Annotated in this window: 10 protein-coding genes and 1 pseudogene; 8 read left to right on the top strand and 3 right to left on the bottom strand. The window is 65.5% G+C overall.

Translation table 11 applies throughout. From position 1 onward, the window contains the following. The first annotated feature begins 48 nt into the window (after positions 1 to 48). Complete coding sequence (locus ACX5I6_RS14720) at positions 49 to 1,635, top strand: LCP family protein (protein ID WP_461840951.1); 1,587 nt, start codon at positions 49 to 51, stop codon at positions 1,633 to 1,635. Between the two features lie 105 nt (positions 1,636 to 1,740). Here the strand turns inward: ACX5I6_RS14720 and ACX5I6_RS14725 are convergent. After that, a pseudogene (locus ACX5I6_RS14725) lies at positions 1,741 to 3,691 on the bottom strand (M13 family metallopeptidase). Positions 3,692 to 3,943: 252 nt separating this feature from the next. Between ACX5I6_RS14725 and leuA the strand changes: the two are divergent. The 3 genes from leuA to ACX5I6_RS14740 all read left to right on the top strand — a co-directional run bounded on the left by leuA (position 3,944) and on the right by ACX5I6_RS14740 (position 7,372). Continuing rightward, on the top strand, positions 3,944 to 5,683 hold the full coding sequence (leuA, locus tag ACX5I6_RS14730; protein ID WP_461840952.1) for a 2-isopropylmalate synthase: 1,740 nt from the start codon (positions 3,944 to 3,946) through the stop codon (positions 5,681 to 5,683). A gap of 85 nt (positions 5,684 to 5,768) precedes the next feature. Continuing rightward, on the top strand, positions 5,769 to 6,521 hold the full coding sequence (recO, locus tag ACX5I6_RS14735) for a DNA repair protein RecO (protein WP_285246128.1): 753 nt from the start codon (positions 5,769 to 5,771) through the stop codon (positions 6,519 to 6,521). 2 nt (positions 6,522 to 6,523) lie between these two features. After that, the gene (locus tag ACX5I6_RS14740; RefSeq protein ID WP_461840953.1) at positions 6,524 to 7,372 is read left to right on the top strand and encodes an isoprenyl transferase; all 849 of its coding nucleotides are present in this window, start codon (positions 6,524 to 6,526) and stop codon (positions 7,370 to 7,372) included. Here the strand turns inward: ACX5I6_RS14740 and ACX5I6_RS14745 are convergent. Next, entirely contained in the window at positions 7,363 to 8,322 is a 960-nt protein-coding gene (locus ACX5I6_RS14745; RefSeq protein WP_461840954.1) for an alpha/beta hydrolase, read from the bottom strand. The genes ACX5I6_RS14740 and ACX5I6_RS14745 overlap by 10 nt on opposite strands. A gap of 93 nt (positions 8,323 to 8,415) precedes the next feature. Here ACX5I6_RS14745 and ACX5I6_RS14750 point away from each other — a divergent pair, with 93 nt between their 5' ends. Next, on the top strand, positions 8,416 to 9,486 hold the full coding sequence (locus ACX5I6_RS14750; RefSeq protein WP_461840955.1) for a quinone-dependent dihydroorotate dehydrogenase: 1,071 nt from the start codon (positions 8,416 to 8,418) through the stop codon (positions 9,484 to 9,486). A 71-nt stretch (positions 9,487 to 9,557) separates the two neighbouring features. On the opposite strand, the gene ACX5I6_RS14755 is transcribed toward ACX5I6_RS14750, so the two are convergent. After that, on the bottom strand, positions 9,558 to 10,160 hold the full coding sequence (locus ACX5I6_RS14755; RefSeq protein WP_461840956.1) for a DUF3043 domain-containing protein: 603 nt from the start codon (positions 10,158 to 10,160) through the stop codon (positions 9,558 to 9,560). 93 nt (positions 10,161 to 10,253) lie between these two features. Here ACX5I6_RS14755 and ACX5I6_RS14760 point away from each other — a divergent pair, with 93 nt between their 5' ends. The 3 genes from ACX5I6_RS14760 (at position 10,254) to ctaC (ending at position 13,299) form a co-directional block, all read left to right on the top strand. Beyond that, positions 10,254 to 11,693: a M20/M25/M40 family metallo-hydrolase gene (locus ACX5I6_RS14760; protein ID WP_461840957.1), complete on the top strand. Its 1,440-nt coding sequence runs from the start codon at positions 10,254 to 10,256 to the stop codon at positions 11,691 to 11,693. Positions 11,694 to 11,851: 158 nt separating this feature from the next. After that, positions 11,852 to 12,241, top strand: coding sequence for a HesB/IscA family protein (locus ACX5I6_RS14765; RefSeq protein WP_133831571.1), 390 nt, complete (start codon positions 11,852 to 11,854; stop codon positions 12,239 to 12,241). A 185-nt stretch (positions 12,242 to 12,426) separates the two neighbouring features. Beyond that, complete coding sequence (ctaC, locus tag ACX5I6_RS14770; protein WP_461840958.1) at positions 12,427 to 13,299, top strand: aa3-type cytochrome oxidase subunit II; 873 nt, start codon at positions 12,427 to 12,429, stop codon at positions 13,297 to 13,299. The last annotated feature ends 10 nt before the right edge of the window (positions 13,300 to 13,309 follow it).

Below are 13,309 nucleotides of genomic sequence, written 5' to 3' on the forward strand. Positions count from 1 at the left end.
TGGACCATTAAACGGGCCGGATTTTGTATTAAGAGGAAGGTTCACCACGTGGGTCGAGGCCGCGACGAACGCGACAACGAGGCTGACCTCTCAGCCGGACCGGGACCGGTATCCCGGCACGCGGACGGCGGTGCCGCAGGGGCGGCGCGCCACCTGGGGCCGCTGCGCACCATGCCCCTGTGGCTGAAGATCCTCACGGTCGTGGTGGCCGCAGTTCTGGTCGGCGGGATCGCCTTCGCCGGCTTCTGGTTCTTCCGTCTGCAGGGCAACATTTCGAAGGCGCCGTTGAACGCCGGCGGTGGCAGCACCGAATCGCCTGCCAACGATGCCACGGGCCGGATGCAGATCCTGATTCTCGGCTCGGACACCCGGGACGGGAAGAACTCCCAGTACGGGTCCGCTGACGATTCCACCGGCTACGGCAAGTCGGACGTGATGATGCTGATGGACATCTCCGAGGACAACAAGCGCGTCAACGTCATCAGCTTCCCGCGCGACCTCCTGGTGGACATCCCGCAGTGCACCGACCAGAAGACCAACAAGGTCTATCCTGCCCGCAGCGGCGTGATGATCAATGAGGCCATGGGTGAGGCCGGCATCGGGTGTGCCGTGGATACCGTCAACAAACTCACCGGCATGCAGGTGGACCACTTCATGATGGCCGACTTCAATGCGGTCAAGGAGCTCTCCAACGCCGTCGGTGGCGTGGAGGTATGCATCAGCGACGCCGTCTTCGACCCCGACTCGGGGCTTCGCCTGCCCGCCGGGACATCGTCCGTCCAGGGCGAGATGGCTCTTTCCTACCTCCGGACCCGCCACGCGTTCGCCGACGGCGGCGACCTGGGCCGGATCAAGGCCCAGCAGGGGTTCCTGTCCTCGCTGACCCGCAAGATCAAGGACGAGGGGACGTTGTCCGACCCCGCCAAGATGCTCAAGATCGCCGACGTCGTCACCCAGAACCTGACAGTGGACAATGGTCTTGCCTCCGTTCCGGCCCTCCTCACCATCGGCAACCGGTTGAAGAACATCGACATCGGCAAGGTTGCGTTCGTGGCCGTGCCCACCACGCCGGCACCCACCGACCCCAACCGCCTGGTGATCGCCGAACCTGCGGGAGCCCAGCTTTTCTCGGCCCTCCGGAAGAACGTCGACCTGACCGACCCGACAGCACCCACCACCACCGCACCGGCGCCTGGCGAGTCTGCCACGCCATCGCCCTCGCCGACGGAGACAGCGGCGCCGGTACCCCCGTACAACAAGGCGATCCAGCCCGTCACCGTTGCCAATGGCAGTGGCGTGCCCGGCAGGGCGCAGGAACTTGTGCAGGCGCTGGTGAACGGCGGCTTCGCAGCAACGTCGCAGTTCCAGGCACAGCCGGTGGCAAAGACGGCCGTTTACTACGGCCCCAACTTCGCCGATGTGGCCACCGACGTCGCCGCCCTGCTGGGAATACCCGCCGAACAGGTGATTCAGCTGCCGGCCATCCAGGGCGTACAGGTCTATGTGGGCAGTGACTTCACCACGGGCACTGCCTTCGGTTCCGGGGCGCCTGCGCTGCCGTCTGACATCGTCAACCAGACCGCAGGCGACAAGGTCTGCCAGCAGGCTAACCCTGCGCTGATCGTGCGGCAGTAACAGGCAGCGCGTTGCCCGGAGCAGGCCAAGGTGCCGGTCAACACACAGCAGGCCCCGCCGGTACCGGCGGGGCCTGCTCTGTTAGCCCGGAATTTCGCGTTGCCGCTACCAGATGCTGACGCGTTCAGCGGCGGGCATCCACATGCCATCAGCCTCCGTCACGTCGAAGGCCTCGTGGAACGCGTCGAGGTTCCTGGCGATCGCGTTGGTGCGGAATTCGTTGGGGGAATGCGGGTCCGTGGCCAGGCGACGGACGGCTTCCTCCTGGCGGATGACCTGGCGCCAGCCCGCGGCCCAGGAGGCGAAGAAGCGCTGCTGCCCGGTGAAGCCGTCCAGGACGTCGGGTTCCTTTCCGTCCAGGCTGATCAGGTAAGCCTTGTAGGCGATGGTGAGCCCTGCAAGGTCGCCGATGTTCTCGCCCAACGTGAGCCTGCCGTTGACGTGGTGGCCGGGTGCCGCCGTGGGGGACAGGGCGTCATACTGTGCCACGAGCCGGGCCGTCAGGGCCTCGAATGCCTGGCGGTCCTCGTCCGTCCACCAGTTGCGGAGCGCCCCGCCGCCGTCGAACTGGGAGCCCTGGTCATCGAAACCGTGGCCAATCTCGTGCCCGATCACCGCACCAATGCCGCCGTAGTTGACGGCGTCGTCGGCGTCGGCCGTGAAGAACGGCGGCTGCAGGATGGCTGCCGGGAAGACAATCTCGTTCATCATCGGGTGGTAGTAGGCGTTGACCGTTTGCGGCGTCATCAGCCACTTGTTGCGGTCCACGGGTTTGCCCACCTCATCCAGGTGCCGGTCCACATCGGCGTTGTGGGCGCGCTCCACGTTGCCCAGCAGGTCATCGGGCTTGATCTCCACGGCTGAGTAGTCGATCCACTCATCCGGGAAGCCGATCTTGGCACGGAAGGCCGAAAGCTTGCGGAGGGCCTCCGCCTTGGTGTCCTCACCCATCCAAGCGACATCGTTGATGCTCCGGCGGTAGGCCTCGGTCAGGTTCGCCACCAGGGTCTGCATCCGGGCCTTGTGGGTTTCGGGGAAATGCCGTGCCACATAGATCTGGCCCACGGCCTCGCCGAGACCGGATTCGACCACCGCGACCCCCCGCTTCCAACGGTCCTTGTTCCGCGGGGTGCCGCTGAGCGTGGTGCCGTAGAAGGCGAAGTTGGCGTCCACGAACGGCGAGGACAAGTACGGTGCGGCGGCGCTGACGACCCGCATCGCCAGCCATTCCTGCCACGTGGAGAGCGGCACTTCGTCCAGGAGCGCCGTGGCCCCCGAAAAGAAGTCAGGTGTGCTCACCACGATTTCGGCCCGCTTGGCCGGCTCAATCCCGGCTGCCTCAAACCAGGTACCCAGGAGCGGGAAGAGCGCCTGCTTCATCTGCCGTTTTCAGGTTGTAGGTCTTTTGCGGATCCCGCAGGGTGACGTTGTCCCAGTGGTGGGCGGCGAGTTTCGTTTCCAGCTGGACCACACGGTCTGCCGCGCCGTTCGGATCAGCCACGCCGGCCAGTTCGAACATTTTCTCCACGTGTCCGGTGTATGCCGACACAATGGGGGCGAACTTCTCTTCGCGGTAGTAGGACTCGTCGGGCAGGCCCAGGCCGCCCTGGCCCGTGTAGAGCAGGACCCGGTCCGGGTTTCCCGCGTCCGGTGCCGGGTAGATGTAGAAGAGGCCGCCGACGTCGGCGCGGAAGAGCCGGCCGGCCAGCGCCATGAGCTCTTCGACCGACGCGGTGGAGAAGACGTCGGCCAGACGGGCCCGGATGGGTTCCATGCCCTTGCCCTCAACTGTTGCCTCGTCCATGAAGCTGTTGTAGAGGTCGCCGATCTTCCGCTCGATCCCCGTGGCATCCGCGCCCTTGTCTGCCGCTTCCTCGATGATGTCCCGGACTGCGATCTCGGACCCGTCGCGGAGGGCAGTGAACGTACCTTCCAGGGGCCGGTCGTCGGGAATCTCGGTGGCTTTCAACCAGGCGCCGTTCACATGTTGGTACAGGTCATCCTGCGGCCGGACTGTGTGATCAATGGTGGACAGATCGATCCCCGAAATGGGCACTGAAACTCCTTTTTGCTGCGACGCCGCTGCCGGGCGAACACGGAGGCGTCTGCATGCTGGACTTTACGGACGGTAGTGCCCTTTCATCTTACGCACCCGTGTTACCCTCAAAGTGTGCGTGCAGAGCTCCTTCTCCTTAGCTGCCGCGGCGAGGCCACAGACGCTATCTAGCGCACGGCCCACCCTCGCTGCGGAGTTTGTGTTGCCCGGCCACCCTTTCACTGAAGATCGATAGAAAAGGCCACGAACATCATGCGTAACGCACAAAAGCCCTCCGGAATGCCTGCCCACCGGTACACCCCGTTCCAGGACCAGATCACGGTCGAACTGCCGGACCGCACCTGGCCGGACAAGGTCATCACCAAGGCCCCGCGCTGGTGCGCGGTGGACCTCCGCGACGGCAACCAGGCGCTGATCGATCCCATGAGCCCGGCACGCAAGATGAAGATGTTCGACCTGCTGGTCCGCATGGGCTACAAAGAAATTGAGGTCGGTTTCCCGTCCGCGTCGCAGACGGACTTCGACTTTGTCCGCCAGCTCATCGAGGGAAACCACATCCCCGACGATGTCACCATCCAGGTCCTGACCCAGGCCCGCGAGCACCTGATCGAGCGGACCTACGAGTCCCTGGTGGGCGCCAAGCAGGCCATCGTGCACCTGTACAACTCCACGTCGGTCCTGCAGCGACGTGTGGTGTTCAACCAGGACGAGGACGGAATCCTGGACATCGCCCTGCAGGGTGCACGGCTCTGCAAGAAGTACGAGGAAACGCTCGCTGACACGCACGTGACTTACGAGTACTCGCCGGAGTCTTTCACCGGCACGGAACTCGAGTACGCCGTCCGCGTCTGTAACGCCGTCGCCGATGTTTTCGAGGCGTCCGCTGACCGCCAGGTCATCATCAACCTCCCCGCCACGGTGGAAATGGCAACGCCCAACGTCTACGCCGACTCCATAGAGTGGATGAGCCGCCACCTGCACCCGCGCGAGGGAATCATCCTGTCCCTGCACCCGCACAACGACCGCGGCACCGGTGTCGCCGCCGCGGAGCTGGGATACATGGCCGGCGCCGACCGCATCGAAGGCTGCCTCTTCGGCAACGGCGAGCGCACCGGCAACGTGGACCTTGTAACGCTGGGCTTGAACCTGTTCGTCCAGGGGATCGATCCCATGATCGATTTCTCCAATATTGACGACATCCGCCGGACCGTGGAGTACTGCAACCAGCTGCCCGTCCCTGAGCGTTCGCCCTATGGCGGGGACCTGGTGTTCACCGCATTCTCCGGCTCCCACCAGGACGCCATCAAGAAGGGTTTCGAAGCCCTGGAGCGGGATGCCGCTGCGGCTGGCAAGGCTGTGGACGACTTCACCTGGCAGGTGCCGTACCTGCCGGTGGATCCCAAGGACCTGGGACGCAGCTACGAAGCCGTGATCCGGGTCAATTCCCAGTCCGGCAAGGGCGGCGTTGCCTACCTGCTCAAGAACGAGCACAGCCTGGACCTGCCGCGCCGTGCCCAGATCGAGTTCTCCGGCGTCATCCAGCGCCGTACCGACACCGTCGGCGGGGAGGTCAGCGGCGCCCAGCTCTGGCAGATCTTCCAGGACGAGTACCTGCCTTCCGGCCAGGCCGAGGGGCAGTGGGGCCGCTACTCGCTGGGTGCCGTCAAGACGGAAACAGATGACGACGGCGGCATGACGCTCCACGCCTCGCTCACCATTGATGGCGCGCAGGTCCGGCGCACCGGCACCGGCAACGGTCCGATCGCCGCCCTGCTGAGCATCCTGCACGACGACGGCGTGGACGTCCGGGTGCTGGACTACAGCGAACATGCCTTGTCCGAAGGCGGCAACGCCATGGCTGCCGCGTACGTCGAGTGCGCAGTGGGGGAGCGGGTCCTGTGGGGTGTCGGCATCGATGCCAACACCAGCATGTCATCGCTGAAGGCCGTCATTTCGGCCGTCAACCGCGCCATCCGCGACGCCCAGGCCTGACACCTCTGAGGTTGTGCCGCCGGTTCCGCCGGCGGCACAACCGCGCCCTGGCGACGTACGGCCGGGCAGGATGGGAAGATAGAGCGTGGTCCAACAGTCTTTTGCCTCCCGGGCGTACCGGGACGACGCCGTGGTGCTCCGCACCCACAAGCTGGGCGAGGCAGACCGGATTATCACGCTCCTCACGAAACACCACGGCCAGGTCCGGGCAGTCGCCAAAGGCGTACGCCGCACCAGCAGCCGGTTCGGTGCCCGGCTTGAACCGTTCATGGTCGCTGACCTGCAACTGGTTTCCGGACGAACCCTTGATATCGTCACCCAGGCGGTGGCAAAGGGTGCCTACGGCGGCAGCATCGCAGCGGACTACGGTCGGTACACGGTGGCCGCCGCCATGACCGAGACTGCGGAGAAGCTGACGGACGTCGACGGCGAAGCCGGGACGGCGCAGTACAACCTGCTCGTGGGTGCCCTGGCTGCGTTGAGCCGGGATGAACATGCTGCCGGCCTGATCCTGGACTCCTACCTCCTGCGTGCGTTGTCCACTGGCGGATGGGCGCCGAGCTTCACTGATTGTTCCCGCTGCGGCGCGCCGGGGCCGCACTCGGCATTTTCGGCACCCCTTGGCGGCATGGTGTGTGCCCAGTGCCGGCCCCCCGGGTCCCCGGCCCCGGCGCCCGAGACCGTCAGCCTGCTCGCTGCCCTGCTGACCGGGGACTGGACGACGGCGGACGCATCGTTGGCCCAGCACCGCAAGGAAGCGGCGGGCCTGGTGGCGGCCTACCTGCAATGGCATTTGGAACGAGTCCTGAAATCCCTCAAACACGTGGAGCGTACCTGACAGTGGCCATGGGTAAGAAGAACAATGCAGCCCGCAGGCGGACCCATCCGGCAGCGGCACCCTACCCGCATCCTTCAGGCGAGGTGGCGCCCACCATCCCGGCGGAATTCATTCCCCGGCACGTGGCCATCGTGATGGACGGCAACGGCCGCTGGGCCAACCAGCGGGGCCTTCCTCGGATCGAAGGGCACAAGGCGGGGGAGCCGGCCCTTCTTGACGTCATGGCTGGTGCCATCGAACTCGGTATCGAGTACGTCAGCGTCTACGCCTTCTCTACGGAAAACTGGCGCAGGTCTCCGGAAGAAGTCCGCTTCCTGATGGGATTTAACAAGGATGTGCTGCGCAGGCAGCGGAACCAGTTGGACGAGTGGGGCGTGCGGATCCGCTGGGCAGGCCGACGGCCCCGGCTGTGGGGGTCCGTGATCCGCGAACTGGAGGAAGCCGAGGAGTTCACGGCAGCCAACAGCACCTGTAATTTGACCATGTGTGTTAATTACGGCGGCCGGGCCGAGATCACAGACGCAGTGTCGGCGATTGCCGCGGATGTGGCCGCGGGAAGGCTCAAGCCGGGTTCCATCACGGAACGGACCATCCAGAAGTACCTTGATGAACCGGACCTGCCGGACGTGGATCTCTTCCTGCGCAGTTCGGGCGAGCAAAGGCTGTCCAATTTCCTGCTCTGGCAGTCCGCCTACGCCGAGTTCGTCTTCATGGACACGCTCTGGCCGGACGTGGACCGGCGCACCCTGTGGGCCGCCGTCGAAGAATATGCGCGCCGGGACCGCCGCTACGGCGGGGCTGTCGATGCTGCCGCTACGGCTGGTTCGGAAACGGAGCAGCCTCAGCCGTAAGCCCGCAGCCAGCGCGCCAGCCGCGCGTAGGCGTCGGTTCGGACCGCCTCTGGGGACAGGAAGACGTCGTGCAGGGCGCCGTCAATTCGTTCCACGGTCACTGTGGTGCCCAGGGTCAGGGCACGCGCGCCGATGATCGCCACGTCCAGGACCGCATCGGTCCGCCGCATGTCTTCCGACCAGAAGAGCCCGTTGGCGCTTCCCGCGGACAGCAGCACCAGGATGGGCACCTGGATCCCGAGTCCCTGTGCCACCCGGGCGTGGCCGGCGAGCACGGCCCTCAACCAGCCCGCACGCACAGGGAATGCCATGCGCGGGCGGTACCGCTCGTCAAGCGGCCACTCGCCGTCGGCCGCACTGCTGATGGTGCGCCAGTAGTGGCCCCGCGGTGGAAGCCGGAGCACCGCCTGGGGCCGGAAGCGGGCCACCGGCCCAACCATGCCTGACGCGGCGCGGCGCACCAGTGCGCTCCCGTGCATCTCCAGCCAAGGACTGTTGAGGATCAGTTGGGACACGGCCCCGGGGTGGCGGCTCGTCCACAGCGCCGCCACCAGACCGCCGGTGGAGTGTCCCATCAGTGCCACGGGCCCGGGCCCGCCGGCAAGGGCGATGAGCCGGAACGCCTCCTGTATTTCCGCGTCATAGGCGGCCAGGTCGCCAACATAGCCGCCCGGGAAATCCGGCCGCAGGCTGCGCCCGTGGTTGTGCATGTCCAGCGCATAGAAGTCGTACCCGGCCCGCGCCCAAAAATAGGCCAGGTCTGCGTTGAAGAAGTAGTCGCTCCACCCGTGAAGGAACAGCACTGACCGGCGGGGGCCATCCGGAGCGCCCACATCCTTGGCCGGCCGGAGCCGGACCAAGGCTGCCGTCCGCTCCACGCCGTCGGCACCGGTGGCCACGAAGGAACAGGACTCGAAGTCCCCACCCAGGATGTCCTGCTGCCAGTGCATGCCCTCATGCTAATCCGGCGCGGCGGGCACGGCCGCCTGCCGGGGAGCTTCTCCGTTTTGGTGTGGGACGCCACCAGACGGGAAACTGGAGGCATGCGCGTTTATCCCACTTTCTTCAAGCTGGCCTTTTCATGGATGGACGCCGAGCGCGCCCACAAAATCGGATTCAAGGGGATCCGGCTCGCGCATGCCACCGGCGCGGGAAGGGTACTGCAGAAGCTGACGGCTCCCGCGCCGTCGCTGCGGACCACGGCTTTTGGCGTAACTTTCGCCTCCCCATTCGGCCTTGCTGCGGGGTTCGATAAAGAAGGGCTTGGCATCGAAGCCCTCAGCGAGCTTGGATTCGGCCACGTGGAGGTGGGAACCATCACCGGCCAGGCGCAGCCCGGCAATGAGAAGCCCCGGCTTTTCCGGCTGGTCCAGGACAGGGCAGTGATCAACCGGATGGGATTCAACAACGACGGCGCCGCAGCTGTCGCGCCCCGGCTCAAGGCCGCGCGCGCAGCACTTCAGCGCCGGTACCCGGACGTTCGTCCCGTCATCGGTGTGAATATCGGCAAGACGAAGGTGGTGGAGCTGGCCGACGCCGTGGACGACTACCTGGTCAGCGCCCGCAGCCTGGCCCCCGCCGCCGACTATCTGGTGGTGAACGTCAGTTCCCCCAATACTCCGGGGTTGCGGCTGCTCCAGGACGTGGAAACGCTCCGCCCGCTCCTGGTTGCCGTGGGGCAGGAAGCCGACCGCGCCGCCGGGCGGCACGTCCCGCTGCTGGTGAAGATCGCCCCGGACCTGAGCGATGAAGACATCGACGACGTTGCCCGGCTGGCACTGGACCTGAAGTTGGACGGCATCATCGCCACCAATACGACGATCGCCAGGACGGGGCTCTCCTCGGCCGCCGGCGACCTGGAAAAGTGCGGAGCCGGCGGACTGTCCGGGGCCCCCCTGAAGCAGCGCTCACTGGAGGTGTTGAAGCGGCTCAAAGACGCCACTGATGATGCGCTGGCCTTGGTGTCGGTCGGTGGCGTGGAGTCCGCCCAGGACGTTCAGGACAGGCTTGACGCAGGAGCCACCCTGGTGCAGGGATACACCGCGTTCCTGTTTGAAGGACCGTTCTGGGCCGCACGGATCAACAGGCAGCTGGCGAAGCGCCGCCGCCGCTGACCCTCAGCGTTAAACGCAGGAACCCCGGTGGGCTGACCACCGGGGTTCCTGCGTTTAAGTCGTCCCGCGCGTCAGGACGGGTACTGCCCGCGGCCAACCTGCGGTTTGGGCAGGCGCAGCTTGCGGAACTGCAGGGAGCGCATGGAGCCGTACCAGACGGTTCCGCGTTCCACCTCACCAAACTTCTGGGCCAGGGTCTTCCGGAGCTTGCGGGAGAGGATGAAAACGTCAACGAAGACTGCCAGGAACATTACCCAGAACGCGCCGAGCACGTAGACCATCATGTCGCTGGAGGCCGGAACCACCAAGGACACCAGGACAAAGAGCAGCGCGCCGAACATCAGGTATTCGCCGAGATTGAAGCGCGCGTCCACATAGTCGCGGGCAAAGCGCTTTTGCGGCCCCTTGTCACGCAGCGGGAGGAACTTCTCGTCTCCGGTGTCCAGCGCGCGGCGCATCTTCAAGCGCTGGTCCTGGACCGCCTGGCGTTCGGCGGCCTTGGACGCCTTGCGGTCCTCCGGCACCAGCGGACGCTTGCGGGCAGCTTCCTGGGCCTTCCGGGTGGGGGTCGGGGCACCCTTGCCCACCACGCTGTTCTGCCGGGCCGCCGCTTCCGCTGCCTGCTGGTCTACTGTTTCCTGCGCCGAGGGCGCTTCTTTTCTACGTCCGAACACCTGACCAGAATACCTTGCGGGAACCCACCCGCCGCCTGTCCGCCCGGCTGCCGGCGGCCTGCGGCCGAATGTGACGGGGGTAATGTTTTGGCCATGACTTCATCACCTGCGGCGACCCCGCACAGCACTTCAGAAACATCGGGACAGGGCGCTGCCGGCTGGACGGACGATCTCCGTTCGGCGGTAGACCGGTCCTTTGACCAGACCCTCGCCCGGCTCAAGGATCTGGTGGCCATTCCAGGCATTGCCTGGCCCAGTTTTGACCGTACCCCGCTTGAACGCAGCGCGGACGCTGTCGCCGCCCTCGTCCGTGAAGCAGGATTGCCCGAGGTCCAGGTCCTGACCGTCAACAAGGAGGACGGCGCCCCCGGCGGCCCCGCCGTCGTCGCCCGGCGCCCTGCGGCGGAAGGGAAGCCGACCATCCTGCTCTACGCCCACCACGACGTCCAGCCTGTTGGCGACGAAGCCCTGTGGGAGACCGCACCGTTCACCGCCGTCGAAAAGGACGGCCGGCTGTACGGGCGCGGCGCCGCCGACGACAAAGCCGGCATCATGGCGCACATTGCCGCGTATGCCGCCGTCTCCGAGGTCTTTTCCGACTCCCTCGGACTCGGCGTGACCTTCTTCATCGAAGGCGAGGAGGAAGCCGGTTCGCCAACGTTCCGTTCCTTCCTGGAGGCCAACCGCGAACTGCTGCGCGCTGACGTCATCGTGGTCGCGGATTCCAGCAACTGGAAAGTTGGGATACCTGCCCTGACCACCAGCCTCCGCGGACTGGTTGACGGCGTCATCGAAGTCCAGGTCCTCGAACATGCCGTGCATTCGGGCATGTTCGGCGGCCCTGTCCTCGACGCACCGACCCTGCTGTCCCGCCTGATCTCCACCCTCCACGACGACGACGGGAACGTCGCGATCGAGGGGCTGGTCGCCACCGACACGGCGTCCGTCGAGATGCCCGAGGCCGATTACCGCGCCGATGCGTCGGTCCTGGACGGAGTGCGCCTGGCCGGCACCGGAAGCATCGCCTCACGGCTGTGGACCAAACCTGCGTTGTCGATCATCGGGTTCGACGCGCCCGCCGTCGATGTTGCCTCGAACACCCTGATTCCGCGGGCGCGGGCGAAGTTCAGCCTCCGACTGGCGCCGGGCCAGGTGCCGTCGGACGCCATGGAAGCGGTACGCCGCCACGTGGAAGCGAACGCCCCCTTCGGCGCGAAGGTGGTCTTCACGCCGGGGGAGGCCGGGAATCCGTTCCGCACCGACACCTCTTCGGCGGCCGCTTCGCTGGCCATGTGGGCCTTGGGCGAGGCCTGGGGAGTTCCCGCCGTCGAAACCGGAATAGGCGGTTCCATCCCGTTCATCGCCGACCTGACGGAGGTCTACCCCGACGTGCAGATCCTGGTCACGGGTGTGGAGGACCCTGATTCCCGCGCCCACAGCGCCAATGAATCCCTGCACATCGGGGACTTCCGCAACGCCGTCCTGGCTGAAGCCTTGATGCTGGCCCGGCTCAACAGCGAAGGCCTGGCCTAGGCGGCGCTCCCAGGGAACAACCGGCAGGTTTTGACGGTTACGTCAGGAGTTAGAGCTACAGGACTGCCGCGCGTAGCATGTAGCTATAGCCCATACCGTATCCGTAGGGGCAGGCGCCGTTACGCGGCGCCGCCAGACCGTCCTAAGAAGGTAGGCCAATGAGCACCGCAACCAACGAAAACAGCACCGCGACCACCGCTGCGGCCAGTGAAGAACTGCCCGTTCACGAGGTTGACCTGACCGACGTCGCTGCAGGCAAGGTTCGCAGCCTCCTCGAGCAGGAAGGCCGCACGGACCTGCGGCTCCGCGTGGCTGTGCAGCCCGGCGGCTGCTCGGGGCTGATCTACCAGCTCTACTTCGACGAGCGGCTCCTCGACGGCGACGCCGTCCGCGACTTCGACGGCGTCGAGGTCGTCGTGGACAAGATGAGCGTTCCGTACCTCAGCGGAGCCAGCATCGACTTCGAGGACACCATCTCGAAGCAGGGCTTCACCATCGACAACCCGAACGCCGGAGGCTCCTGCGCCTGCGGTGATTCGTTCCACTAACCCGGTTATTTCGCCCGATGTCCGCGCCGAGCTTCCCGCCGTCCAAAACGGCACGGGGGCTCGGCGCTGACATGTGGGCGAAACGCCGGCAGAGCGGTAAGCTCTACACCGAGTAGTAAAACTTTTAGTGTGCCCGGAGCGCCCATGGCAGCCCGGACAACAGCAACAAGTAGGAAGGGCCGTCTGTGAGTTCGCAGAACCGAACCGGCAGCCGACGCAAAACGATCACAACGATCTCAAGCTTGGCTATTGCCGGCGCGTTGGTTTTGACCGGATGTTCGCCAGAGGTAGAGAAAGGGTGGATGCCCACTGAACGTGGCACCACCAGCAACACCGACCGCATCATGGACCTCTGGGTCAACTCATGGATTGCTGCGCTCGTGGTGGGCACCATTACCTGGGGCCTGATCATCTGGTGCCTGGTGGCGTACCGCCGCCGCAAGGGAACCGTGGGCTTCCCGCGGCAGACCAGCTTCAACCTTCCCCTCGAGGTCTTCTACCTCACCATCCCGATCTTCATGGTCCTGGTGTTCTTCTACTTCACCGACCGTGACCAGCAGGCGATCGATGACCGTTCGCAGCCTGCCGACGTCGTCGTTGACGTCCGCGGCAAGCAGTGGGCGTGGGACTTCAACTACAAGTCCGGCGACGTCATCCAGGAAGACCTCCACGAGGCCGGCGTCCAGGCGCACCTGACCGGCAACAACATCGACATGGAACAGCTCCCCACGCTGTACCTGCCGGTCAACAAGTCCGTTGACCTTGAACTCAATTCCCGCGATGTCATCCACTCCTTCTGGGTTCCCGCCTTCCTGCAGAAGCGCGACATGATCCCCGGCAAGACCAACTACATCCGGTTCACGCCCACTAAAGAGGGCACCTACGACGGCAAGTGTGCCGAACTCTGCGGCGAGTACCACTCCGAAATGCTGTTCCGCGTCAAGGTGGTGTCGGAAACCGACTTCCAGGCACACATGGACCAGCTCAAGGCTGAAGGCAACACCGGCCTGCTTGGTGCTGAGTACGACCGCAACCCGAACCTGAACGAAACCAAGTAAGGGGAGCGAC

Source organism: Arthrobacter sp. MMS24-T111 (genome assembly GCF_054888995.1).